The sequence below is a fragment of the Schleiferilactobacillus harbinensis genome (assembly GCF_008694105.1).
GTDB lineage: Bacteria > Bacillota > Bacilli > Lactobacillales > Lactobacillaceae > Schleiferilactobacillus > Schleiferilactobacillus harbinensis.
Map to the genome: position 1 here is coordinate 2,051,178 of NZ_CP041364.1, position 24,400 is coordinate 2,075,577.

Below are 24,400 nucleotides of genomic sequence, written 5' to 3' on the forward strand. Positions count from 1 at the left end.
CAGCAAGTGGTGTAAACTATTTGTGGGAGCCAGAGGCCATGTGCCCCTGGTTCCTTTTTGATTCACGAAGGGAGAAAAATGACTGTGACCGTGCCTTACGTTCTACCAATTGAAAAAGGCCCCAACTTTCGGGACCTGGGCGGCTATCAAACGACTGATGGCCGCACGATTAAATATCACAAACTGATTCGATCCGGCCGGATGAATAAACTCAGTGATCAGGATCTGGCCTTTCTCACCGATTACGGCGTCCGCACGATCATTGACCTGCGCTCGCCCAAGGAAAAGCAGCAGTGGCCTGACCGGGTCCCAGCTGGCGCCCGCTACGAACTCAACTCAATTTTCCCAACGGATGAAACCCAAGTCAGCAAGTCCATCGTCGAGCTGCGCAAACTCTATGATAAAGACCCGGTGGCCGGCTTCATGAACATGGTCAACACATACCGGGACATGGTGAGCCGGGGCAGTGCACAGCGTGCGTTCCATCATTTCTTCGAGATTCTCTGTGCCCACGACCAGGACAATGACGCCGTGCTCTACCACTGCACATCGGGGAAAGACCGCACCGGCATGGCGACAGTCTACCTGCTCACCGTACTGGGCGTCCCGGCGGCCACGATCCGCGCGGACTATCTGCTGTCCAATCCCCTGCTGCACAAGAATCGGCGGGACCGGATAGCCGCCTTGCGGGCCGCTGACAGCAATAGCGCCCTGATCGCCACCACCCGGTCGCTGGCGTCGGTCAGAAATGAGTATCTGGATGCCGCCTTGGTCAAAATCGAAGACGACTACGGGTCCTTACCAGACTATATTGAAAATCAGCTGGGCGTCGACAACCAGATGCAGGCGCAATTACGGCAGATCTATCTAAAGCGATAATACTGCACCCCCGGGGCATTACTGCCCTGCAGCCGGCGCAGGGGATGACTGCCCAGCCGATCGGTTACGACTTGGAAATAGAGATCATTGTTCGCCGGCACAGAGCCGGTCAAGGCGATAGTCGCATGCGCCGGTAATCGCGTACGCACCAATGCGAGCGTGATTTGGTCTGATAAGGCATTCGCCGCATCAATAACGGCCCCGCGGGCATCCAGATTAGCCGGCGTGGCGGCTTGCGCCACCGCCCGGGCTAACCCGGCGAAGGTTCCACGATCCATTTGGTAGGTGCGGCTTACGGCCGCACGGTAGTCTGGCACCTGCAACGCAGCACACAGGGGTACTTCCAGCGGACTGACGCGGCCATGATCCCGGGCACTGAGAATCGTTTGGAACGCCCGGCGCGCAATATCATAGGCGCTACCCTCGTCGCCAAACCGCCAGCCCCAACCGCCGACCCGCAGGCGGCCCTGGGGTGTTTGGGCGAGCACGATCGAGCCGGTCCCGGCAATGGCGACAACACCATTTTTACCATGCAGACCGTTCAGCATCGCCAAATCGGCGTCGCTGATCACCACCACCGGGCCGGCGAACAATTCATGCAACGCACTAACCACCTGGTCCTGACCGCCGGCCGTGGCGACTCCTGCAATGCCGACTAAGATACCAGCGCACGCTGCCGCGGGCAGCTGCTGAAATATTTTTTCAACTGTACCGACGATTCGGTGCACCGTCCCCGCCGCATCCAGGGCAATATTCCCGCCCCCGGCAGTTTCTGCCTGAGCGATTTGTTCTTCACCGTTAAACGCAATAGCAACGATATGCGTCCCGCCGCTGTCAATTCCGATGATGTACATGTTAATCCATCCCTTCAGTTATCGGCCCCGATGTGTGCAATTAAACCGATAAATGCCAATTATATGGAAAACGTATTTCTATACCCATTCCAACATCCCACCAAGTACGAGTATACCTGAGTCGGGTTTGGTTGCACATAGCCTTCCAGTTGACAACCGCAGTAGTTCCATATTAATGAAAAAGGAAGCGGCAAGAATGATTGAAAACTCACGAGCCATCACCGATGTCTTACAGACTGCTCTGGCAAGCCGATCCGTGTACGGTATTTCATATGCGCTGATTGGTCCAGAACAAAACGAGTTGCACTATCTTGGCTTTCAAGGACGGGAAAATGACGCCATCCCATTGGCACCGGACATGCTTTACGACTTGGCTTCACTAACGAAAATAGTGGGCACGACCACGCGTATTTTACAGCTGATTGGCGCCAACATTATCCAGCTGACCGATCCGGTGGGGAAATACGTCACTGGGCTGCGCCAGCCGCAATTAACGATTGGCCAGCTTCTACGCCACGACAGCGGCCTGCCGGCAGACATCCCCAATGCTCTGGATTTGTCCGCTGCCGGGCTCATTGAGAAAATCAAACAGGCGCCGCTGATTGCCGCACCAGGCACGCAGACGGTTTATTCCGACCTGGGCTTCATTCAATTAGGCTGGGTGATTCAACACATCGATGGTGATCTGGCAGCCAGCTTGCAGGATAACGTCTTTGCCCCGCTGAGCATGCACGATACCGGCTTCAATCCGACTGCGGCGCCGCACCGGTTCGTGCCCACCGAAGACGTGCCGGCCCGCGGCGGTGTGCTGCGCGGCCAAGTCCATGATGAGAAAGCCGCTGTTCTGCATGGTGTGAGCGGCCATGCTGGGCTTTTTGCCCCACTGACCGACCTGACGCACTTTGTCCGCATGTATCTGCAGGCCGGCCGGTATCAGGGTCAGCAAATCTTGCCGCCGCAAGCCTTTGACTTGCTCCGCCAGTATGCTGCCAACGGCCGCACACTAGGTTGGCAATGCTGGCAGCCCGGCGGCACCCGGCTCTGGCACACCGGTTTCACCGGGACGTCGATCGCCTTGGACTTGACCGCCCGCACCGGCTTCGTGTGTCTGACGAATCGGGTGTATCCTACCCGGAACAACCAAAGCTGGCTGAAATGGCGGCGATTGGCGGTCGGGTTGTTTTTCAATGGGTTAGAGAAAATCAATTGAAACTCCAAAAAAGTTCAAATATACTACCCCAAAGTCAACGAGTAGTATATTCGAACTTGTCTGACAAAATTGACCCCTGCATCATTTCTTAAGGCTTACAGCGACTCATGCCACTGGGCTTTCTTAAAACAGTCCACCAGGGCCTGCTGCACGGCATTCACGGCACTGCCTTTCAGTGTAATGGCATAGTTCACTGTCCGCATCTCTTGGCCCGGCAACTCATACCGCTGCAGCGTTCCGGCGGTCAGATACGGCTGGGCAAAGGGGGAGGGCAAGATGGTCAGGCCTAACCCAGCCTTAGCAGCGTTGATCAAAACGGCGGTGCTGGTGCTTTGCAGCATCGGTTCAATATCGATACCGATGTGGTGCATCGTTTCGTCGAAATGATCCCGCAGGGTACTGCCCAATTCTCTCAACAAGAATGGCACCTGCAGCATCTCCGCCCTAGTCAGCTGGGCTGTTGGCGTTAAGTGCGGCGCTCCCACGGCCAGCAGCGGATATTCCGAAATCGGCAGGGCGGTAAAAGATTGGCTGGAGGCAAACCCTTCGAGGAACGCCACGTCCACATCGCCGTTAAGCAGTCGCGCTTTGATTCGTTGGACATTTTCTGAATAAATCTTCAGCGGCGTATCAGGATACAATTTGCGGAATTCAGTCACCGCCGCGGGCAGCGACAATTGGCCAATCGTCATACTGGTGCCCACGCGCAACGGTAGCGCTTGGGTCTGTTCGCCGAAACTAGCGAGGTCATGAAACTCCGTCAGCAGCCGCGTCGCCCGAATGCGAAAGGCCCGCCCCGCCGGATTCAGGTGCAGCCGGTTATCGATCCGGTCGAATAGCGGCACGCCAATATCTGTCTCCAGCTCGCGAATGGTCTTCGAAATCGCGGGCTGCGAAAGATAAAGCTGCTCCGCGGTTTTGGTGATCGACCCCGTTTCGGCTACCGCCGTGAAGATTTCTAACTGCCGAATATTCATTTGCCCACCCCTTAACCGCTCAGTTATGCCCAGTGTACTAAACATGTACTTTGAGTCAACTAAAATCTCCTGTAAACTGGATGCTAAGGGGGAATTTTTGTGCATAAAAACTGGATCCTGTTTAAAGTCTATCTACTCGCCGGCACCTTCACTTTTTCTGGCGGCATGGCCATGCTGCCGGTCATTGAACGCGAACTCGTCGGGAAATACCACCTCATCGAACGGGATCAGCTCTACGAATACGCCACCCTGTCCCAGACCTTTCCCGGGGTGATTGCCTTGAATAACGCCTGTTTTGTCGGAAAGAAAATCGGTGGCACGGTCGGCATCATTGCCGCCAGCTTGGGGGCGATTTTGCCCGCCTTTGTCTTGATGCTGGCGGCCACGATTGCCTATCAGATGATTCCCCAGGAGGGCGTCGTGCTGAGTATCATGGCCGCTATTCGGGCCGCCTCCGCGGCCTTCCTCTTCAGTGCCGCCTATAGTTTGGCCCGGTTCAATCTGAAAGATGCCCCGACGATCATTCTCGCCGCGGCCTGCTTCCTGTTGACTGTGCTGAACCTCGCCAACGCGCCGACCTTGATTGTCATTGCCGGCATCGTCGGGATCATCTTGAGCCGGGTGAAGCAGGTGCGCCGGGTATGATCACGATATTTTTGACCTTCCTAAAAATCGGCTTTCTCGGCTTTGGCGGCGGCTACGCGATGCTGTCACTGATCTTCCAAGAATCAGAAAAACTGGGCATGACGGTGCAGCAATTTGCCGACTTGAACGCATTGGACGGTTTGATTCCCGGGCCCATCGCCATCAATTCCGCCACTTACCTGGGTCAGCTATACGGCGGCTTCTGGACCGCGGTCGCCGCCACCCTGGCCGTTTGTGTCCCCTCGTTTATTTTTGTTCCGTTATTTCTGCACTACGAAGACAAAATCAACGATAACTGGGTTTTGACCGCCATTCTAGACGGTATCAAACCGGCCTCGGTCGGTTTGATCCTGGCTGTGGCTTTATCCCTCATGCTGCTCACAGTCTTTGGCATCAACGGTTTGGGGGAATGGGCCAAAGCGTCGCTAGATTGGACCAGTTTGCTGGTGCTTGGGGTTGTGTTCTTCCTGGATTCAAAGTACCATGTTAATCCCGTGTGGCTGATCCTGCTGGCCGGCCTTCTCGGCGGTGTGGTTTACTACCTGTGATGGTCAGAGATTGTTTAAAAGTTGTCTTTCTTCAGCTACCATAGGAAGTACGAAGCGAGGCGATTAATCATGCAGCCAAAAGTACTGCTGGTGGACGATGATCCAGGAATCATCCAATTAATGCAGCGTTATTTTGATCTGATGCTGGCGACGTATGGCCTGCTCACCGCGGATTCCGGCGGCGCCGCCATCGCCCAACTGCAAAACGATCCAGATTTGATTTTGCTGGACGTGAACTTGCCGGATACAGATGGGTTTGCCCTGACCAGCCGCATCCGAGCAGTGACCAGTGTCCCCATCATTTTTCTTACCGCCCGGGTGACCGATGCGGATAAAGTCCGCGGCTTAGGCGCCGGGGGCGACGACTACGTGACGAAACCATTCAGCCTGGCTGAACTGGGCGCCCGTATTCAAGCGCACCTGCGCCGCGCGAGTGCCCCGGAGAAACGGGCCCAAATCGCGGCGTTCGGCAATCTTATCATTAATTATAGTGCCCAGCAAGTCACCGTGGCCGCCCAGCCCTTGGCGTTAGAAAAGAAACAGGACGATTTAGTGGCCTTCTTGAGTCTGAATCCTGGTCAAGTCTTCAGCCGGGAACAGCTCTACGAAAAGCTCTGGGGATTCGACGCGGTAGGCGATGACCGGGTGATCACCGAACACATTCGCCGGATTCGCCAGACGTTCGCGCAAGCCGGGGCTCAGTGTCCGATTGATACAGTTTGGGGAGTGGGCTACCGATGGCAAAATTAACCAGCTGGCTGCGCGATCAGCCAATTAAAACAGCGTTATTGCGGCTCATTCTGGCAGGCACCCTGATCGCCGGGCTGAGCATTGTAGTGTATCTGCTGCTCTGGAATGCGTTGATCTCCCTACTTGCCCCTTATGTCACCCCCACGTGGCTGATCGCGGTGACCATTCTCTTTGTGACTGGCGCAATTGGCGGCAGCCTCGCCATCCTGATTGCCATCATGACCGCCGCGGCCCGTCTTTTTTATCGCGTCAAACTGGCCGACCCGCTGCAGCAGCTCGAAACCGGTGTCGCCCGCATTCAGGCCCAGGATCTGGATTTTCACCTGACCCCAACCGCCCCCGATGAATTAGGCGCTTTGGTCCAGGCCTTTGAAAAGATGCGCCAAGCGCTGCAGGATGCCTTGCAAACCGCCTGGCGTTTGGCGGATGATCAAAAGCAAGTGAACGCGGCCTTCGCCCATGACTTGCGGACGCCATTGACCGTCCTGCAGGGCAATATTGAATTACTCACCTTGCAAAAGGCGGGCCAGCCCCTGAATCCGGATATTATGCAGGATATGCAGCAGCAACTGGACCGCATCAACCACTTTATTCAAACCATGACCCACATTACGGCCATCCACAATATTGCCCTCAGCCCCACCCCAATCAGCCCGTCTCAATTAACGCACCAGTTAAAGGACGAGGCCCAGAAGCTGGCCGGAACGATTCCTTTCACGTGGCATGAAGAACTGCCTGCCGCCCCTGACCACCCGCTGGCCGTCGCCCCGGCCGCCATCCTGGAGGTATTCGATAATCAATTGACCAATGCCTTCCGGTTTGCGCGCACAACAGTCGGGATCACGGTGACTGTGGGTAAGAAAACCGTCGAGATCGCCGTCTGCAACGATGGCCCGTTACTCACCCCGGCAGAGCAGGCCAACGCCCAGCTGCCCTTCTTCTCCAGCGGCAAAGCGGCTGACCATTTAGGCGTCGGCATGTATATCTGCAAGACGCTGTGTACCGCTCACCATGGCAGTTTCTCAGTGGCCAATACAGCCCAGGGCGTCACGGCGACGGCCCGGTTCGCTTATTTGTAGAAATTCAAGATCCTTGTCTTAATCTTGATAAACGCTTGTTAAAGTCTTCCTATAAGCAAAAGGGAGGCTTTTTTCAATGGATACGATTCAAATCGATCATTTAACCAAACACTATCGGGGCAAAGACACTCCGGCCTTGAATGACGTATCGCTGACGATCTCGGCGGGCATGTTCGGCCTGCTGGGGAAAAACGGCGCCGGCAAATCCACGCTGATGCGGATTTTGACCACCCTGGACCAAGCCACTGCCGGCAGTATTCAGATGTGCGGCATTCCCATCACCCAACGCGCCGCCATTCGCGCGCAAGTCGGCTATCTGCCCCAATATTTTGGCTTCTATCCGACCATGACCGTCAGCGACGCGCTGACGTATTTGGCTATTCTGGCCCACGTGCCGGCCCGCGACCAGCACCGGCGCATTGCCAGCCTGCTGGCGCAAGTGAATTTGACCAAACAGGCCCGGACCAAGGTCAAAGCGCTCTCCGGCGGGATGCGCCAGCGGCTGGGTATTGCCCAGGCTCTGGTTAATCAGCCGAAAGTCCTGATCGTGGACGAACCCACTACCGGTCTGGACCCCGAAGAACGGATCCGATTCCGCAATCTGCTGGCGGAGTTTGCCCAGGAACGGATCGTTCTGTTGTCCACCCACATTGTTTCGGACATTGAAGCGACCACGAACCGGATTGGCGTACTGGATCAAGGCCACCTGCTGTTTACGGGCACCACCGCTCAATTGCAAGCCCAGGCGGCCGGCCATGTTTTCGCCAGCAGCTTGCCGGTGGCTGAATTAAGTGCCTTCAAAGCCCGCTACGAAATTAGTGAACAAATCGTGCAAGGCGATACGGCCCACGTCCGATTTCTGGCGACCGCAGCCATGCCCGGTGCCAGCACAGTGGCGCCGACTTTAGAAGAAGCGTATCTGTATCTACAATCGCGGCCCACCTGCCAAGGAGTCCGCCAATGAAATTATTCTGGTTGGAATTCAAGCGGTTTACTACGAGTCTGGCCTTTGTCCTGTATACCCTTGTCACGGTTGGGTTTATCCTGCTCAACGTTTGGCCCATGATCGATCGGGGGCTGGCGACGGCACCCGTGAATCCGACAGCCCGCTATGATCTGATCACGACTACCGATTTTCATGCCCTAAAGACCAATGCGCTTGATCAGTTAAAAGAAGAACACGCTGACGATGCGCATGTGACATACCCTTTCGGCTTTGCGAAAAACGTGACCCTGACTGCCGGGGCGCAAGTCAAAGTGGGACAGGCCCTGAATCAGGCACGCCAGGCGGATACTCGCCGCGGCTTGGAAAAAGCACTCGGTCCCGTTGACCAGTTATTGGGCGGACATTCGGATTATCAAGCAGCCAATTTGCAGCGATTCGCGGTCCGCCCGATGACGCTGGCTGAAGCCCGCCGCGACCACACCCTCATCATGCGCAAAGACCGAATCACCGGAACCTATGCCCGGCTGTTTGCGGATATTGCGAGCATCATCGTTTGTATCCTGCCGACTATTGTCATCATTGCCTATTGCTACACGGATCGGCGTGCCCAGGTCCGGCCGACCATGCAGGCCAAAGCGATGGGCACGCCCAAATGGCTGGCGACCCGGTATGCCGCCAGCGTGGCCGGATTATTGATCCCTGTACTCATGACCGCCTTGCTGCTGCTTGGCCGCGTGATTTTGCTTTATCCCGGGGCCGCACTCGATTACTGGGCATTCTTTAAGGCTGCCGGCTTTTGGGTCCTGCCCACGCTGCTAGTGAGCACGGCCGTCGGTTTTCTCAGTGATGCCCTATTTAGTAATTTCACCGGCTTTGCTCTGCAAATCGGCTGGTGGCTGATCACCATGACGATCGGTGCCCACCAAGTGATCGGAAATTACGGTTGGCTCCTGATCCCGCGGCACAATTCGCTGCACAACGTGAGTTTCTTTTATGCCCATTACTCAGAATTAGCCATCAACCGGTTAGGCTATACCCTCTTGGCCACCGTCTTCTTAGGGTTGACCATGGTGCTGATGAATCTACAGAGAGAAGGAAAATATCGTGGCTTACACATTCGGCCGGCTCGCCGTTAAAGAAATCCGGGCTAATGAATTATTCCCCAGTATACTGACGATCGCCTTTTGCAGTATCATGCCGATCCTGTTCACCATGCACCCGACTACGATCACCCAGGCCGCGTTACCCGGCGAGTTGTTCATGCCGCTGGCCGCCATCTTCTGTTTCGGCGGGATTTTCCTGCCGGAACAGGTTGCCGGGGTGACTGACGTCTTGAATAGCAAACGGACGCAATTGGTTTCCATATACATGATTCGTTTTGGCTGGTATACCGTATTGCTTAGCATGATCAACCTGCTGCTGATCGTCGGCTATCAACTACCGAACTTTGCGGGCGTTTTGTTCTTTGATTTCGTCACTAAGGTCCTGTTCGTTGGCAGCCTGACTGTGTTCAGCTACGCCGCGTCCCGCTCATTGGCTGCAGCTTACCTGATCCCGACGGTCTACTTTGCCCTGTGTATTGGCTATCCGCACCTCGGGCCGTTGAATTTATTTATCTTGATGCGTCAGCAGTCGTGGACAGATAATTGGTGGCAGCTTGGGGTGGCGGTCCTCTTGTTGGTGGGCGGGTTTGGTTTAGTCACAAAACGGGCTGTGCGGTCTTAGCCCGCTGGGGTTGCAAACGGTTGCTTTGCAAAAGTGCCAGAGAATCTTGTATAATAGAGACAGCAAAAGGGAGCCACTGGGCGGTGGCTCCCTCCGCAGAACCGTTGAAGACGGCCAGCAGTAAAAATTCTAATACATCACAAAGCGACCGCCAGACTACCGTGAAATAGTTTACTGGCGGTCGTTTTTGTGATTGTCGTGTAGTTCGATGAGCTTAATCATCACGTCGACAAGCAGCAGCATTAAACTGCCGAATGCAATCATGACGGTAAGCACATCGGTATCAGACAACCCAGCACCTCCTCTCGCTAGAGTTTGATCATTGCCCATAGGCATCAACCCCTTCGCGATTAGATTTGCCGACCGTGGTTCAACTATCCTGCTTGATTTTTGTGTCATGGTTCATGCCGAACCACCAGAGCCGCAAGGGAAGTAGGGCTTTTCAGCCAAGCCGCCGCTTGAAATCCGCCATAAACTTTTCCTTAGCCCGCGTGCCGTGCAACACGATGACTTGCGGTGCCGGTTGTTGTGCTGCCAACGCCTTTCTCAGCTTACCGCCGTCATAGTGCCAAATGAAAAGCAGAAAGTCCCAATAGTCCTTGTCAAAGTGTTCCGTGAACGCCGCCGCCATATCTGGGCGGCTATTTTTATCCCGGCGGTAGCGCAAAGACCGGCGAATGACCCGGATGATGGATCGCACGCGACTGACTTGCAGCCAAATGACCAAATCCGCTTCAGCCAAGCGGACCGCCACCGAACCACTGTAGTTGCCGTCAATGATCCAGTTGTCGTGGGCTGCACAGAAATTCTTCTGCTGCTGGATAAACCATTGTTTCGCTTCTGCTGAATAATCCGTGGTATGCCAGAACTGATCCAGATACATCACCGGATAGCCCGTTTGCGCCGCCAACCAGCGGGCCAAGGTGGATTTCCCGGTACCGGCATTGCCAATGAGCATGATCTTCATGCGCGTTTATGCCGCATGAATGTCATCACATGCAGAATGATCGCCAACAGTACAAAGAAAATGACTACAAAACTCACGTAGCGCAGCCAAAACCCGTTGGTCAGTGCCGGCCAGAGTTGTTGAATACCCATGGTTGCTAGAGCCATCACGGCAATCATGCAGAAGAGTAAAACATAGCGTTTCAAAGTTTCATCGTCCTTTCGCTGATAGTGACTCAGCTGCCGCCCAATTACCTGCGCCCGAGCCAGCTTCTTTGCCGTGGGCGTGCGCTGTCGCCAGGTGTTGGGACAAACCAGCTCAGTGATCTTGTGCACCCCGGCCAGCGTCATCGCCCCATCAATTGCCCGCAGCGTCAGATCAGTTTGGCCGGTGAACAGATTATCCCCCGTCGGCGCAAAACAACTGGTCACTGATACATAATGCTTATTTTGAAAAACTCCATTGGGTAAGCTGTCTCCAGCTTTCGTCATCCGCGTCCAGCGGTGGCGCATGACATCAAAGAATTGCTTCAGTTGCCCGGGAATCGTGCTGTAATAGGTCGGGGCGCCGAATACCCAAACGTCGGCGGCCTGCAATTTCGCTGCCAATTGATCTAAATCCGGGTTGGGCCGGTGCGGACTTTCTGGCTGCAAATCAAATGTATTGAGATCAATAAACTCCGTGGTGGCCGGAGCTTCAACTGCGCTCAAAATTTCTTTCACCACTGTCGCAGTCAGCCCGTTGGCGTCTTGACCGCCGTAAATTCCCAATACCTGCATCAGTGTTTTCCTGCCCGATCAAGCTTGCGCTGCAGCTTCTTTGATAAGGTGTGTTTCTTCTCATGAGTATGCCCCCGAGTTTCGCCGACCCGTTTCTGGGCATAGAAAACGAAATAGCCATTGGCTTCGCTGACTTTCACCCCGCCAAAGACGGTCCGAATCTTGTTTTCATACCATGGTCGGCGCTTTGTGACCATGTAGAAACGGCCATTGGGATTTAACTGCTGATAGCCGTCTTCGATGAAATGCTTAGGCACGGAAAAGTTCTCATGATACGGCGGATTCGACAAGATCACGTCGAAATGAGCATCTGCAATCGCAGTGAGCCCGTCGCTCTGCTTGATTGTGGGCGTCACATGATTTTTCTGCGCATTGGCTTGTGCCAGCTGCACAGCGTTGGGGTCAATATCCACCATCGTCACCTGCGCTTGGGGCAGGGTCGCTGCGTAATAGATTCCGACGAAGCCAAAGCCGCACCCGAGATCCAGAATACTGTCATCGGCATGCACCTCCGCCTGATCCAGCATCGCCTCTGTGCCCTTATCCAGACCGTGGGGAGAAAAGACCTCCTGATTGCTGGTAAAACTGAGTGTTTTTCCTTGGTACGTGATTTCCATATGTGCGCCCGCCTTTCTTTGTACCATCATACCGCGTGTGTGGGCGGAATACCGGTGAGATTTTCAGTGAGTGTTCAAACAAATCTCACGTTCAAACACGGTTTATCGTTCAGACCGTGTTTGAACGTGGGATGATTCTGCTAATTGACGGAATTGTATAAACTCAAAACTGATAGGAAGCGCAGTAATCGGGCGAAAGCTTTGCAAATGAACGGGCTAATCTTGTATAATATAGACAGCAAAGGAGCCACTGGCCCAAGTGACTCCCCGCAGAACCGTTTAAGACGGCTGGCTTTTTACTTCATAACAATCGTAGAACGACCGTTAGACCACGCCAATAGTCTAGTGACGGTCGTTTTTTTGATTGTCGTCGTAGAAAATGATGAGCTTCAGCATCAAGTCGACAAGTAACAGTACGAAACTGCCAAATGCGAGCATGATCGTCAGCACATCGGTGACAGACAACCCGGCACCTCCTTTCGTTCAGAGTTTGATAATCGCCCATAGGCCCCACCCTCTTAACGATCCGGATTTGCCAACCGTCTTTAACTATTCTGCTTCAACGATTGTACCATGATGCCGGCTGAACGACTAGAGCGCCAAGGGAAGTGGAACTTTTCTTGGCGCTCTTTCACACCCTCATCCCCCCTCTTTCTTCTGCCATTCCCGCCAGCGCACATAGCTCGTCGGAATGCCCACCATCCGCCGATATTTGGTCACTGCTCGCCGCGACATGGCGATGCCCGCCCGGGCCAATTGATCATTCAATAACGCATCTGATAATGGATCACTGGGATCTTCCGCGGCCACTAAATCTTGAATCCGTCGAATGACCGCTTCGGCCGTGATCTGGTTGGTTCCCACTGCCCGAGGAAAGAATTCACCCAACGGATAAATCCGCTGATCGGTCTGCACATATTTACCCTGGATTGCCCGGCCGATGGTAGTGGGGTGCAACTGCAGGGAACGTGCCGCTGCCCGTTGCGTCAAAGGGGTCATTTGCCCGTTTCCTTGCAAGAAGGTCCGCTGCTTCTCTGCCACCAATGACCCCAGTGCAGCTAAGGTGCCTTCCCGGCGGTCCAGCGCATTGCGCAGCGTCATAAACTGTTGCCGCTGGGTACGCAGGTACTGCTGTGCGGCCGCATCGCCCGCCCGGTGTGTCAAACGGTCATACTCCTTTCGGGCAAACCGCAACCGGCTTTGCTGCTTGGTATTCGGAAGCAATTGAACCGTGCCGCCTGTATGGTCCAATATTAAATCTGGCACGATATACTGGATTGGCTGCGGCGGTGCGTACTGTTTGCCTGGCGCCGGATCCAGCGTTCGAATCGCGGCCAACGCCTGGCTTAAACCCGTCGCGTCGCCGCCATAGTCCCTGGCCAGCGCGGCCCACGTACTGGCGTCCGCCAACCGAGTCAACTCACCGGCACTCAGCAAGGTCACCGCCAACGGAAAGAAATGCTTTTGCCGCTGAGCTTGTAACAACAAGCACTCCGTGAGATTGCGCGCCCCAACTCCAGCGGGTTCCAAGCTTTGCAAAATGCCCAAAGCGATTGCATTAACCGCCGGCAAGTCCGTCGGCAAGTAACCGTTGGCGTCCAGTTCGGCAATCAATCCCCGGACAGCTTTCTTTTCTACTGTGGGAATACTCAGCAGGCGGACTTGCGCGGTCAGAAAGTCAGTGAGTGTCGGCAGCGTCGGCGCTGCTGCTGAAACATCCGCAACGGTATCTGCCCGCGGCACCAGCACGCGCAGAAATGGATTTTCTGCCGCCATGCGCTGCAGATAGGCATCTAGTTGTACCCCAGTAAATTGCAGGATTTCAATACTCTGATGCATCGCTGGCGACAAAAAGAGCCGCGTGGTCAGCTTTTGCTGCGGCTTTTGGGCCGTTCTCAAGCGTTGGGCCATGCGACTCTCCCCTTTCTCACACACTCACAGTCTGAATGTGCATAATGTTTTTGTTCATTGAGATTTCTTCGATAATCCCAGCATAATTCAACTCCTTGGGAATCTCAATCTCATAGATATTGGTGTAAATCGCCACATCTTCCGTTTGAGTCACGTTGAAGTTCACATCAGTGACCGTGATATGGTGGGCATCAAAGTAATTTTGGATGAACTCTTTGGTCTCCAGCTTATGCTTATACTGAATCTCGATCCGCTTGTAGGCGTGGACCCGAATGATCTTTTGCAAAAAGGCTAACACCCCAAACACCACCAATGTTCCGGCAATTGCCACGACATAATTGCCCATGCCCACGGCCAGACCCAGGCAAGCCATTGCCCACAGACTGGCAGCGGTGGTTAATCCCCGTACTGCCCGGTGTTGGACAATAATTGTTCCAGCACCGAGAAAACCGATGCCGCTCACAACTTGCGCAATCAGGCGGGCATCATCGGCCCGAACGACCCCGGCCATCTTGGGATACGCCCGGGCAATATTCAGTGCATTGAAACCAATCTCTTTCTGCACCATGGCAATGATACACGCCCCCACACAAACTAAAATATGGGTGCGCAGGCCCGCTGGCCGATTTTTGTGTTCCCGATCGTAGCCGATCAGACCAGAAACTGCGACGGCCAGGAATAGGCGCAGAATCACTTCATCAATGGTTAGCCGAAACAAAATTTAAACAACACCCAGCAACCCTAATGCGATGGCCAGCACCAGGACACCCAGGAGGATCCAATTCACGTTCACCTTTTTACTCAACAACCAGTAACATCCCAGCGTCACCGCCAACGGTACTAAGCCTTGCCATAACTGATCCAAGTAACTTTGAATCAAAATCGGCTTGGCCCCTTTGATCGGAATAGAGAGCACACTTTGAAACTTCACCATGCTGGCAGTCATACAGCCAATCATCATCAAACCCAAAGTCGAAGCGGCTTTATTCAATAGTTGCATACTGCCGCTTTCATACATATCAGTAATAAAAGTGTCGCCCAGGGTAAAGCCCATGTAAGTCAGGTAATATCGGGTCAGAATGGATGGGATGTTGTAAATCAGCAAGAATAGGATAGGCCCCAGCACGGAACCTTGTGCCGCTAAGCTGATCCCGATTCCCGCAGCGATAACCCGCAAGACACCCCAAAAGATGGAATCGCCGATTCCAGATAAAGGACCCATCAAAGAGGTCTTCAAGGCGACAATAGACTCTTCATCGAAGTTCGGATCACTGGCATTCTTCTTTTCCATGGACGCCACCAGCCCCATTACGAAGGTACTGTCAAAAGACGTACCTTTCTTTCTGCTTTCCGGGTGCTTTTCTTGCCTTCAGGCAAAAGAAAAACACCCGGATTTTTCTCTTGTTCTGGTATCCTAGGTGTACACAACTACAACTAAGAAATTCCGAAAAGAGGAATCCGAGTGCATACACTATTGATACAGTATTTAATTGAGATAATCAAGTACCAACGCCGTTTAATTATTTTGTTGGCGTTATGGCTGTTCCAGTTCATCAGTAACTCGCGCATGCCCCAGCCAGACAAGCCAATCTACAAACGGTTCAACCAGTTTGAAGTAGACGAAGCAGTGCCCCTGCTGGCCGCAGACATTCAGCCCGAGAAACTGGACTATCAAGAGCTTTTAGCCCAACACCTGACGGATACCGGCAAACCCATCAAGGCTGTGCGTCGACGCAAACCGATTGATTTTCAAGCACTTCGGTGTGCGCGGTGCGACGCACCGAGCGACTACCTTTACGCCAACAACGGCAAAGGCGGTCAGTTAGAGTGCAAGGTCTGTCACTTCAAGTTTCAACGACGCGACGGCGACTACAAGAAGGACGTATCACTGCGCTGTCCGTATTGCACACACGCACTGTACCTGCATAACAAGCGCGTGAACTTCGATGTTTGGGTCTGCCCAAACGACAATTGCTCGTATCGCCAAGGCAAGGTAGCTCAGTTATCACCCAAACAACTGGCCGCGTTCAGTGCCGAACCAACCCGGTTTAAAGTCCGCTATACGTACCGGGATTTTCGTTTTGAGCTGAAGAGTGTCGACGCCGACTCGCCAATTCAAACAACTGTTGACCTGGGCCGGATCCGCGCCACACCGCAAGTATTGGGTCTGGTCTTGACCTACCACATCAATTACGGCATGTCGGCCAGGAAGACCGCGGCCCTGATGTACGACGTGCACGGTATCAAGATCTCGCACCAGACGATTCATAACTATGAAGAAGCGGTGGCCGCCGTCGTTCGTCCTTTCTGGGCGAACTATCCGTACAAGCTGTCTGAGGAACTGGTTGGCGACGAAACCTACATCCGCGTGAAGGGCAAGTGGAACTACATCTTTTACTTCTACGATGCCCTGAACAAGCTGATTCTGGCCGATTACGTCACACCGCATCGCACTAGCGAATCAGCGGCCATCGCGATCAACCAGGTACTGCAGAAGTTTGATGTGATCCCCGAGAAGCTGCGCTTCATCGTCGATGCGAACCCCATCTATCAGGTAGCCCGAATTTACTTTGCCAAACATGGCATCAACTTCGACATCAAACAAGTCATCGGTCTGAAGAACAAAGACGAAGTCTCTACCGAGTTTCGCTACTTGAAACAGATCATTGAACGTCTGAATCGCGAATATAAGGGCCACTACCGCTCAACGACCGGCTTCGGCTCAGCCAAAGGCTCAGCCAGCTACACAACACTGTTCTCAGCGTGTTACAACTTCTTGCGGCCGCACGAGGCGCTGAACTATCACGTCCCTGTGCCAATCGATGCAGTGCTGGCCCACGAGCGGATGTTTGATAAGTGGCTTGCACTAATCGCACTCGCTCAGGAACAGCTGCCTGTCGCTGCTTGATCACCTGACGAAGAAAATCTCAGGCGCTCTATTTGTGTGCGTTAGAAACATTCTAGCGCCGATATCAGTGCATCAATATCGTTTGAATAAGGAAAATCATTCTTTGATTAAACTGATCTCTGCCGCCCACCTCCTGAACCACGGTTTTGACTTTGAACTTCACTTTTCCATGGCGGTTTTGACGTTACCATTACGAATGTGCCCACGTTCTGGGTAATATTGTACCAGGTGGTGTGCCGTTGCATGGCTTCTTTATGGCCTTCCGGATCATCCTTGTAATATCGATTCAAAGCGGGCATCACGGAGTACATAAAGCCCGGTGCATGGGCCTTCGTGGCCCCTGCCCGACTGGCGAAAACGGTGAAGGACCGCCAGAAAATAGAATTCAGCATTTTCCGGTCTTCCGGGGTTACGTTTTTGGTCATTTTCATGAGAAAAAGTCCTCCTCTTCTTGTTCGTTCGCTGACGCACCGTCTTGCCCATTAGTTACCGCAGCAGCGGTTGGCGCCTTTTTCTGGGCATTTTCAATGTCCAGCAGCTGCTTATCCCGCATCCATTGCAGCGCCACGATAATGATTCCGACGGCTGCGACGGCGACGCTGGGCAGTTTCATATAGGCAGTTAAAATAAAGCCTAAGAAGTAATACGGGGATAACTGTTTACTCCAAAGCATCCGCATCAAGATGGCAAACCCGACCGCGGGTAACAGTCCGCCGGTGGCCGAAAGTCCGGCCATCAAGTTCTTGGGGATCGCCGAAACCATCTGCTGCACCGGCTTCGCGCCAGCCAATACGGAGATAAAAGTCACCAGTGAAAAGATAAAGTAGTTCACAAACCACATGCCAAAATGCAGCCAAGTCAGTTGCCGAGGATTATCTTTTTCAGCTACCTTATCGACCAGCGGTGCAAAGATATTCATTACGACATTCTTCATGAACATAGAAATAAATGCCGCGAATACCCCGATGGGTACGGCCAGCGCTAAGGCAGCCTTTTCATCCACATTCAAAGTGATGGCAAAGGTTGTGGCCAATACTGTGGCTGTATCCGGCTCAGCAGATAATGCGCCGCCAATATCGACAGCACCCATAAAAATAGCTTCCAGGGAAGCACCCATCATGACCCCGGTGCGCACATCGCCGAATACCAGACCGGCGACCAGCCCCACAACAAGCGGCCGTTCGATCATTGTCTGACCCCACAGCCAGTTGCCGCCGAAGCAGATAAAGACGCACAATGCGGCTAATATTGCAGTACCTAACATATCTGTTTCCTCCTCATTTCGTTATGCGTTCTTCAGCAGATTGGCGATGGGCGTTTTACTGTTGCTTGGCACCACCTGTTGAAATACCGGAACATCCAATTTGACCAATTCTTTGAGGGCTGCCAACTCCGGTGCCGTCAGCATCAATGTGCTGCTCAACTGCGTTCGGTCGCCGTCTCCTTCTGCGAAACGCCCGACGTTAGCGACGTTGATTCCGTCAATATCTGGGACGTGTTGGGCAATTTTCAGTGCATCCGTCACACTGTTCACCAGAGCAAACATGCGCATATTTTTACCCTTGGGATTGTTAAATACTTCAATGGCATCATCCACTGAGCGAATCAGCAGTTTCTTACCGGTGGGAGTGGCCATCTTCAACGTCATCTGAACCATGCTGTTGCTGGCGGCATTGTCATTGGCCACCACAATGCCGGGTGTGTTCAATTCTTTTGTCCAAACCAAAGCTACCTGACCATGAATCAATCGATCATCAACGCGTAATTGTGCGATCATCTTATTTTTCCTCCTCGTATTAACCGAAAAAGCTGTTTTCGTTTCCCTTAGCGTCATCCTCCGGCGGAGCAACAACGAGCCGCAAGACCTGACTCTGATTGATCAGCTCATCCAAATGAGCGGCTGTGAGCGGTTCGTTATCCAATAACACTGCCAAAATAATGGCTAAATTCATTTGCGTTACAACCATGATATTGGAATGCCCGGCTACTGCCAGGACTACCTTCTGATTCACACTGCCGCCCTGCAAATCGGTGAAAATAATAGCTGGCTGATCCCTGACCGCCGCCACAAATTGGCTGATCTGCTGGGTGTAGTCCGAATCATCAACGTAGGCGTCGATCACTTGCAGGTGATCGCCCATCCCGGTGAGAATCTGAATTGAGCTCTGTAATCCGCTGGCCAGGTGCCCATGACTGGCCACCAATATTTTTTTCTCTGTCACGCTGGGACCTCCTTTATTATTCCTTCACCCGTTTAATAGCAACTTTAGTTCCAAGTGGGTGAAACACCCGTCATAACGGCAAAAAAATAGAGTGTGCAGAATTTTACACACTCTTTTCGGTCTGATTCAGACAGTCATATAAGGCTTATACACTTCAAACATCAGGGAAAGCTCGTAATCATCCACCCGAATATTGTATTTCAATTCCAACGGTCGGAAGATACCCCGGGACAACTGAATAAATTCCGCTTCTGCGGGGCTCGGATGCACCGCCGGTACCGCGACGTTGCGGCGGACTAATAGCCGTTCCAGCATCAGTGCCACGTGCATGTACAGATTGAGCTTTACTTTTCCATCCAGCGTCATGTGATAAGCCGCCTCGTACTTGGTAATGACACCTTCAACTTCCTTAATCACAATATCCGGATTAAGGAAACTGAGCCGCTCACTCACTCCTTCAATGGAAAAGAATCGCAATAGTTCTTCGTTGAGCTGTTGCAACCGGCCCGGTTCAACGTATGGCCGCAGCCAATCGGTAAATTGCTTCGTCCCTTCTTGTTCCAGCAAATCATAGATGTTTAGAAACGGCACTGAGCTATTAGCCGGCAAATCATTAGTGGTCAACACAAAGAGTGTTTGATCAAAGTAGTTGGCCTGCTCGGCATCCGCCAGTTTGCGTTTCATCTGCGCATAATCCACTGGCAAGACTTTAATTGGTGCTGGGACGTATTGCTTCATGATTTCACTAATTTTTTCAGAAATACCTAAGCCAGAAATACAAGAAATCAGAATATTAGGCGATTGTGAAAAGCCCGTATAATACTGGGTTTCAATCGTATACTGTTCCGCCGCTTCGGCGATTTCTTTAAACGGCAAATGCTGCTTCATCTTCAATGCCAGATCTAGCGCCGTCACAGTGGTTAAGTTATTCACCACCATCAGATCACCATCCAGATGCGGCCGCAATGCAGTATAGAGCTGGCTTAACGAACCCATATCCACTAAAAGAATGAATCCTTCGCTGGTATCCAGCGCATCGATGGAGCGCTGGGCCTTCTCAATCACTGCAGCCACCCCCGTGTTGATCGGCATATCGATGGCATCAAACACGTAGGTACCGCACAATTGATTGACGACCGCCTGAATGCTGGTCGCGGTTCTTTCGCCATGGGCGATCATCATCCCCTTCAGCTGAATGGTCTCATCCACATAGTCATGCAGCAGCAGCGTCAGACAGGCTTGCAAGCTCTCCTGACTCGCTGGGGTCAATGCCTCAAGGTGCTGATAAAAAGCCGCGGCGACATGGGCCGCCCGGGGATAATGATGCCGGATGGCCGCACCCCAGTCCGCTCGTTGTGCAGCGGGCAGCACCATCCGTCGGCGATAAAGCGCAAAGAGTAATGATTCCAAAGTGGCGTCCACGGCCAGGCCAAACTGCTGTTGCAAAATTGAATGAAACCAATACGCATGGGGACCATGCAAGGGGTGGGCTGCCTCCCAGGCGGGGACACTCGGCACCATGGTTTGTAACTGAGTCATTAACGATTGGTACTCCCAATCGGCTGGGGCCTTCATTTCTGCGATGGCCGTCGTGAAGCGCTGCCACGCTTGGTCCAATGTGTCCGTTGTCTGCTGCTGAACGGCAGCCGTGGGTTCAATAGTGATATCAGTCCAGTTATCCAGGGTATTTTGCCCAGTTAACCCAAAATCATGCGCCGTTAAGCGGATCACCGGCTGTTTGGCTTGATCCTTGAAGCCGGACGCACACCCCCGGCGAATCCAATTCTTCAAATAACCGATATTGCCTTGATGCCGGCAGTGGACCAGAATACTCAGTACTGCGCCGGTGACGACCACGGGCCGTTGCAGCACCTTCGCTTCTTGGTGAAATAAAGCAGTCAATAGAGTTAACCGTTCATCCACCGGCCGGGCCGAAAAATTGGGCAAGTGTACCGTAACCGCAATCCGGCGGCGGAATGTACCCAGCATAACCTGTTCCGGGTCCTCAGTCGTGGCAAAGATCAAGCGAACGGTGGCGTGCCGAGACTGCTGGTTTTCGCCCATACGAAAGAAGCGGCTAGTATCCATGAAGGTGAACAGCTTCTCTTGGCTTTCACTCGATAATCGATGAACTTCATCGAGAAATAGATAACCGCCATCGGCTTGGGCCAGTAGTCCGTCATGATCTGTTTCCGCGCCGGTGTACGCGCCCCGCACATAGCCAAACAAAATACTAGATAATAATTCCGGGTTGTTCGCATAGTCAGCACAATTAAGTACGATATATGGCGCATCCGCTTCGATCACTTTGTTTGCCCGCGCATACTCGTAAATCTGTTGGGCTAAAAAGCTCTTGCCGACGCCTGAATCTCCTGTAATCAAGATATTTAAGCCATTGGGCGGATAATGGACGGCAGCGGTACATTGGTCAATAATGTCACGTAAGCTGCCGGTCGCGCCAACAAATTGGCGAAACCCGTCAGTTTGCTGCTCTGCCGTTTCGTTTGTCGCCAAGCGCCATTGGACTGGCCGTTCGTCGTTCTTAACCAGCAAGCCTTGGTCTGCTAATCGGTTCAGATAGTGACTCGTCACCGATCGGGACAAATGGAGTTGCGCTGCTACCATTTGGGTCGTCTGCGGGCCACCTTGATCGCGGATCAAGGTCAATACCCGGTCTTCTGCACTCATCGTTGTCGCTCCTCGCTCTTTTTGCACACTATTAAACACTCTTTGCTAGTATACAGAATAATCAGTGTTTGAGAAAGCGGTATCCATAATTTGCGTTGACATCAGCCATAAAAAGGCCAACCATAAGAAGTTATATAACACAGACAAGGCGATGACTGCAGTGAATTGGCACGTATTCAGTGACACTTTTTCTTCCCTTCGTTCCAAAAACTTCCGCCGCTTCTGGATTGGCCAATGTATTTCCGTTATGGGCACCTGGATCCAGCGCACGACGCAGACTTGGCTGGTTTACCAAATGACCAAGTCCGCCTTTTTGGTGGGCCTGTTGGCCGCCGCCCAGTTTGTCCCGATCATGGCCCTCACTCTAGTGGCGGGGACGTTAATTGACCGGTATCCGAAGCGGCGTATTCTGTTGATCACCCAGGCTGGCTTTTTGGTCCTGGGGGCAATCATGACCACCATTACCTACTTGAAGATCGTGCAATACTGGCAGATCTTGCTTATTGCCCTGGGCTACGGCATTCTGCAAAGCTTCGATACGCCCACACGGCAGTCTTATGTCATTGAGTTGGTCGGCAAAAAGGACTTGATGAACGGTATTTCGCTCAATTCATCCATTTTCAACCTGGCGAAGATTGCCGGCCCATCATTGGCCGGTATTCTGATGGTCGCGCTAGGCGTAGCGCCGTGTTTTCTCATCGACACGTTGAGCTACATCGCGATCATCATTGGTCTCTTGATGATCCATCAAGAACACCCTGTGGCCAGCCACACGCCGCGGCATATTATTGCCGATGTCAAAGAAGGCCTGGCTTACGTTGTCCACCACGACAATGTCAAGCTGAGTGCCGAACTGATGATGATCATCTGCACGCTAAACTTCAACAACAACGTCATTATTCCGATTTACGCCCAAGAAGTGCTGGGCCGCGGTGCCCAGGGTTATGCTAACCTGCTGTCAGCCACTGGAATCGGCTCACTCATCGCCGCCTTCTTAATGAGCTACCTATCCCGCTTTGGCCTGCGGCGCGACCTATATTTAATGGTCGCTCTGGGCACGGCGCTGGTCCAATCATTGATGATTTTCGTCCGCGTATACTGGCTGGCGATGATTTTTATGGTGGTCATTGGTTTCTGCAACATGGTCTTTTTGAATCAGTCCAATGCGGCCTTCCAATTCTCCATTCCAAATGAATTGCGCGGACGAATTATGAGTGTATATGTGCTGCTGAATCAGGGGTCCACCCCCATCGGCAGTCTCTATTCCGGTGAGTTAATGGACGTGGCCGGCGGCCTGTGGGGCTTCCCCGCCTGCGGTTTGCTGGCGCTGGTCTTAGCCGTGCCGGTGCTGCTTGGTCATCAACGGACTGTCAAACAATGGTTGAATACATGAATAAAGGCCCATCGCCAGATTCTCAGCGATGGACCTTTGTCTTAAACAGGTTTACAGAACGTGCGCCACATAGTCTTTATTCAAATCTTGGTAGGTGATCTCGGTGATGTCCGGATCCACCGTCTTGACCGTCGGCGTCATGTAGTGGGAATCCTGCACCGTCATGGTCCGTTTAGCCAGGTCGAAGCCTGCCCAATATTGGGTGGAATCGGTCCGATTTTCATTATCCGCATCGCGGCCCAAGCCTTCCGGTACCATTACTGTCTTGAAGCAGTTATAGAGCTGCTGAATACCGTCAGCCCGGTGAAATGGCGGGAGGTTATGGGAAACAACCATGGCCCGGACAAAGCGGGAAGGCGATGTATAATCCCCCGGCAAACCAAACATGCCGTAACCCGTCCCGAATTCAATGGGTTGGACCTGGTAATCACCCAGCTTAGTCCCCTGACCGCGGTTGATGGCGTCCAGAGAAACGTAATTGCGCAGGTTGGTCGTATGGTAGTCATACTCCGGGCTGTTGGTCATCGCACCAATGTTGTCGTAAACCTTGAATGCCCCATGATCAGTCGGTTCCAACACCACGCCGGCCCCAGTTTCATCCACAAAGGCATAGTGCAGCGGAATCCCCTTGGCCGCGTCATCTGCCAGAATGCCCGTCTTCGCCGCTGCGGCGCGGACATCCGCCACCGTCTTACAGGTAGTCAAAATGTAAGCCACATATTCTGTGGCAAAGACACCCTTCAAGCCGCGTTGACTCAAGGACTCCGGCGATGCCGTGGTGGCCTCGACCAGCACCTGCATGTCACCGGCCAGGCCATGTTCATTAACTCCGTCAAACAAGCCGGCCGTGCCGGCAACCCCAACACCACTGGCAGCATATTGCGTCGTCCAATCCGGGGTCTGGCTGGGCACTTTCACACCGCGGGGAAAGCTGGTGATTTTCCCAGGGAAGTTGATGCCGCCTTTGGGATCATTCTGATGGAAGAACGTATCCGCAAAGTCCATCGTCCGGCCCCAAAAGACGTCACCCTCGATGGCTCTGATCTGCATTGATGTACACATGTTCTATTACCCCCAAGTTATGTATTTGCCCCTATGATGCGATTTCTGCAACCAATAGTCAATCCTCAGGAACATATAGAAAGTTGACATTTTACTCCGTTCCGGCTAAGCTACGGTTATTCAATCGGTGCAAACGAAGTGCCCTACAGGAAGCCGGCCATCACTGAGACGCCGGCGGCGTGCACGAATCCGAACCGATGGTGTCACATCCAGTGATCGCTGGTCATAGCAAACGCAAAAGAGCAAAGAAATCCGCTTTGA

Annotated in this window: 25 protein-coding genes and 2 pseudogenes; 11 read left to right on the forward strand and 16 right to left on the reverse strand. The window is 53.1% G+C overall.

Annotated elements, in window-relative coordinates:
• Nucleotides 1-78 precede the first annotated feature (78 nt).
• Nucleotides 79-879 carry a tyrosine-protein phosphatase gene (locus FMM01_RS10180; RefSeq protein ID WP_150392442.1) on the forward strand — a complete coding sequence of 267 codons (801 nt, stop codon included), beginning with the start codon at nucleotides 79-81 and terminating at the stop codon, nucleotides 877-879.
• Here the strand turns inward: FMM01_RS10180 and FMM01_RS10185 are convergent.
• Nucleotides 864-1,733 carry a BadF/BadG/BcrA/BcrD ATPase family protein gene (locus tag FMM01_RS10185; protein ID WP_150392443.1) on the reverse strand — a complete coding sequence of 290 codons (870 nt, stop codon included), beginning with the start codon at nucleotides 1,731-1,733 and terminating at the stop codon, nucleotides 864-866. The genes FMM01_RS10180 and FMM01_RS10185 overlap by 16 nt on opposite strands.
• 196 nt (nucleotides 1,734-1,929) lie before the next feature.
• On the opposite strand from FMM01_RS10185, the gene FMM01_RS10190 reads away from it, so the two are divergent.
• On the forward strand, nucleotides 1,930-2,943 hold the full coding sequence (locus FMM01_RS10190) for a serine hydrolase domain-containing protein (protein WP_150392444.1): 1,014 nt from the start codon (nucleotides 1,930-1,932) through the stop codon (nucleotides 2,941-2,943).
• 95 nt (nucleotides 2,944-3,038) lie between these two features.
• Here FMM01_RS10190 and FMM01_RS10195 read toward each other — a convergent pair whose 3' ends face one another.
• A complete protein-coding gene (locus tag FMM01_RS10195) occupies nucleotides 3,039-3,920 on the reverse strand; it encodes a LysR family transcriptional regulator (RefSeq protein WP_063516004.1) in 882 nt (293 codons plus the stop codon).
• A gap of 99 nt (nucleotides 3,921-4,019) precedes the next feature.
• On the opposite strand from FMM01_RS10195, the gene FMM01_RS10200 reads away from it, so the two are divergent.
• The 7 genes from FMM01_RS10200 (at nucleotide 4,020) to FMM01_RS10230 (ending at nucleotide 9,613) form a co-directional block, all read left to right on the forward strand.
• On the forward strand, nucleotides 4,020-4,565 hold the full coding sequence (locus FMM01_RS10200) for a chromate transporter (RefSeq protein ID WP_051225296.1): 546 nt from the start codon (nucleotides 4,020-4,022) through the stop codon (nucleotides 4,563-4,565).
• Nucleotides 4,562-5,113, forward strand: a complete 552-nt coding sequence (locus tag FMM01_RS10205; protein ID WP_027828584.1) for a chromate transporter — start codon at nucleotides 4,562-4,564, stop codon at nucleotides 5,111-5,113. Before FMM01_RS10200 ends, FMM01_RS10205 begins: the two co-directional genes overlap by 4 nt.
• Nucleotides 5,114-5,182: 69 nt before the next feature.
• Complete coding sequence (locus FMM01_RS10210; RefSeq protein ID WP_150392446.1) at nucleotides 5,183-5,863, forward strand: response regulator transcription factor; 681 nt, start codon at nucleotides 5,183-5,185, stop codon at nucleotides 5,861-5,863.
• Nucleotides 5,851-6,942: a HAMP domain-containing sensor histidine kinase gene (locus FMM01_RS10215; protein WP_150392447.1), complete on the forward strand. Its 1,092-nt coding sequence runs from the start codon at nucleotides 5,851-5,853 to the stop codon at nucleotides 6,940-6,942. Before FMM01_RS10210 ends, FMM01_RS10215 begins: the two co-directional genes overlap by 13 nt.
• A gap of 76 nt (nucleotides 6,943-7,018) precedes the next feature.
• Nucleotides 7,019-7,906 (forward strand): ABC transporter ATP-binding protein, encoded by an 888-nt coding sequence (locus tag FMM01_RS10220; protein WP_150392448.1) that lies wholly within the window; start codon nucleotides 7,019-7,021, stop codon nucleotides 7,904-7,906.
• The gene (locus FMM01_RS10225; RefSeq protein ID WP_150392449.1) at nucleotides 7,903-9,024 is read left to right on the forward strand and encodes an ABC transporter permease; all 1,122 of its coding nucleotides are present in this window, start codon (nucleotides 7,903-7,905) and stop codon (nucleotides 9,022-9,024) included. Before FMM01_RS10220 ends, FMM01_RS10225 begins: the two co-directional genes overlap by 4 nt.
• 58 nt (nucleotides 9,025-9,082) lie before the next feature.
• Nucleotides 9,083-9,613, forward strand: a complete 531-nt coding sequence (locus FMM01_RS10230) for an ABC transporter permease (RefSeq protein ID WP_150393275.1) — start codon at nucleotides 9,083-9,085, stop codon at nucleotides 9,611-9,613.
• A 171-nt stretch (nucleotides 9,614-9,784) separates the two neighbouring features.
• Here FMM01_RS10230 and FMM01_RS16285 read toward each other — a convergent pair whose 3' ends face one another.
• From FMM01_RS16285 to FMM01_RS10265, 8 genes and pseudogenes are all read right to left on the reverse strand, one after another.
• Complete coding sequence (locus tag FMM01_RS16285) at nucleotides 9,785-9,943, reverse strand: putative holin-like toxin (protein ID WP_155827906.1); 159 nt, start codon at nucleotides 9,941-9,943, stop codon at nucleotides 9,785-9,787.
• Between the two features lie 112 nt (nucleotides 9,944-10,055).
• Nucleotides 10,056-10,580, reverse strand: coding sequence for an AAA family ATPase (locus FMM01_RS10235; RefSeq protein WP_150392450.1), 525 nt, complete (start codon nucleotides 10,578-10,580; stop codon nucleotides 10,056-10,058).
• Nucleotides 10,577-11,338 (reverse strand): flavodoxin family protein, encoded by a 762-nt coding sequence (locus FMM01_RS10240; RefSeq protein WP_150392451.1) that lies wholly within the window; start codon nucleotides 11,336-11,338, stop codon nucleotides 10,577-10,579. The genes FMM01_RS10235 and FMM01_RS10240 overlap by 4 nt, the downstream gene beginning before the upstream one ends.
• Complete coding sequence (locus FMM01_RS10245; protein ID WP_063516010.1) at nucleotides 11,338-11,955, reverse strand: class I SAM-dependent methyltransferase; 618 nt, start codon at nucleotides 11,953-11,955, stop codon at nucleotides 11,338-11,340. Before FMM01_RS10245 ends, FMM01_RS10240 begins: the two co-directional genes overlap by 1 nt.
• Before the next feature lie 342 nt (nucleotides 11,956-12,297).
• Entirely contained in the window at nucleotides 12,298-12,420 is a 123-nt protein-coding gene (locus tag FMM01_RS10250) for a putative holin-like toxin (RefSeq protein WP_121499996.1), read from the reverse strand.
• A 174-nt stretch (nucleotides 12,421-12,594) separates the two neighbouring features.
• Nucleotides 12,595-13,866, reverse strand: a complete 1,272-nt coding sequence (locus FMM01_RS10255; RefSeq protein ID WP_150392452.1) for an RNA polymerase factor sigma-54 — start codon at nucleotides 13,864-13,866, stop codon at nucleotides 12,595-12,597.
• A 16-nt stretch (nucleotides 13,867-13,882) separates the two neighbouring features.
• The gene (locus tag FMM01_RS10260; RefSeq protein WP_150392453.1) at nucleotides 13,883-14,587 is read right to left on the reverse strand and encodes an MgtC/SapB family protein; all 705 of its coding nucleotides are present in this window, start codon (nucleotides 14,585-14,587) and stop codon (nucleotides 13,883-13,885) included.
• Nucleotides 14,588-15,184, reverse strand: a pseudogene (locus FMM01_RS10265) (PTS system mannose/fructose/sorbose family transporter subunit IID); the annotation flags it as partial.
• Between the two features lie 144 nt (nucleotides 15,185-15,328).
• On the opposite strand from FMM01_RS10265, the gene FMM01_RS10270 reads away from it, so the two are divergent.
• Nucleotides 15,329-16,774: a DDE-type integrase/transposase/recombinase gene (locus FMM01_RS10270; protein WP_150392454.1), complete on the forward strand. Its 1,446-nt coding sequence runs from the start codon at nucleotides 15,329-15,331 to the stop codon at nucleotides 16,772-16,774.
• Nucleotides 16,775-16,962: 188 nt separating this feature from the next.
• Here FMM01_RS10270 and FMM01_RS10275 read toward each other — a convergent pair.
• The 5 genes and pseudogenes from FMM01_RS10275 to FMM01_RS10295 form a co-directional block, all read right to left on the reverse strand.
• A pseudogene (locus tag FMM01_RS10275) lies at nucleotides 16,963-17,205 on the reverse strand (PTS system mannose/fructose/sorbose family transporter subunit IID); the annotation flags it as partial.
• Nucleotides 17,202-18,038 carry a PTS mannose/fructose/sorbose/N-acetylgalactosamine transporter subunit IIC gene (locus FMM01_RS10280; RefSeq protein WP_150392455.1) on the reverse strand — a complete coding sequence of 279 codons (837 nt, stop codon included), beginning with the start codon at nucleotides 18,036-18,038 and terminating at the stop codon, nucleotides 17,202-17,204. The pseudogene FMM01_RS10275 and the gene FMM01_RS10280, both read right to left, overlap by 4 nt.
• A 21-nt stretch (nucleotides 18,039-18,059) precedes the next feature.
• Nucleotides 18,060-18,551: a PTS sugar transporter subunit IIB gene (locus FMM01_RS10285; protein ID WP_150392456.1), complete on the reverse strand. Its 492-nt coding sequence runs from the start codon at nucleotides 18,549-18,551 to the stop codon at nucleotides 18,060-18,062.
• Nucleotides 18,552-18,570: 19 nt separating this feature from the next.
• Nucleotides 18,571-18,996 (reverse strand): PTS sugar transporter subunit IIA, encoded by a 426-nt coding sequence (locus FMM01_RS10290; RefSeq protein ID WP_190973342.1) that lies wholly within the window; start codon nucleotides 18,994-18,996, stop codon nucleotides 18,571-18,573.
• A 126-nt stretch (nucleotides 18,997-19,122) separates the two neighbouring features.
• Complete coding sequence (locus FMM01_RS10295) at nucleotides 19,123-21,684, reverse strand: sigma 54-interacting transcriptional regulator (RefSeq protein WP_150392457.1); 2,562 nt, start codon at nucleotides 21,682-21,684, stop codon at nucleotides 19,123-19,125.
• Nucleotides 21,685-21,835: 151 nt separating this feature from the next.
• On the opposite strand from FMM01_RS10295, the gene FMM01_RS10300 reads away from it, so the two are divergent.
• Nucleotides 21,836-23,077 (forward strand): MFS transporter, encoded by a 1,242-nt coding sequence (locus FMM01_RS10300; protein WP_419554997.1) that lies wholly within the window; start codon nucleotides 21,836-21,838, stop codon nucleotides 23,075-23,077.
• 51 nt (nucleotides 23,078-23,128) lie between these two features.
• Here the strand turns inward: FMM01_RS10300 and FMM01_RS10305 are convergent, their stop codons facing one another.
• Nucleotides 23,129-24,139 (reverse strand): linear amide C-N hydrolase, encoded by a 1,011-nt coding sequence (locus FMM01_RS10305; RefSeq protein ID WP_150392459.1) that lies wholly within the window; start codon nucleotides 24,137-24,139, stop codon nucleotides 23,129-23,131.
• Nucleotides 24,140-24,400 lie beyond the last annotated feature (261 nt).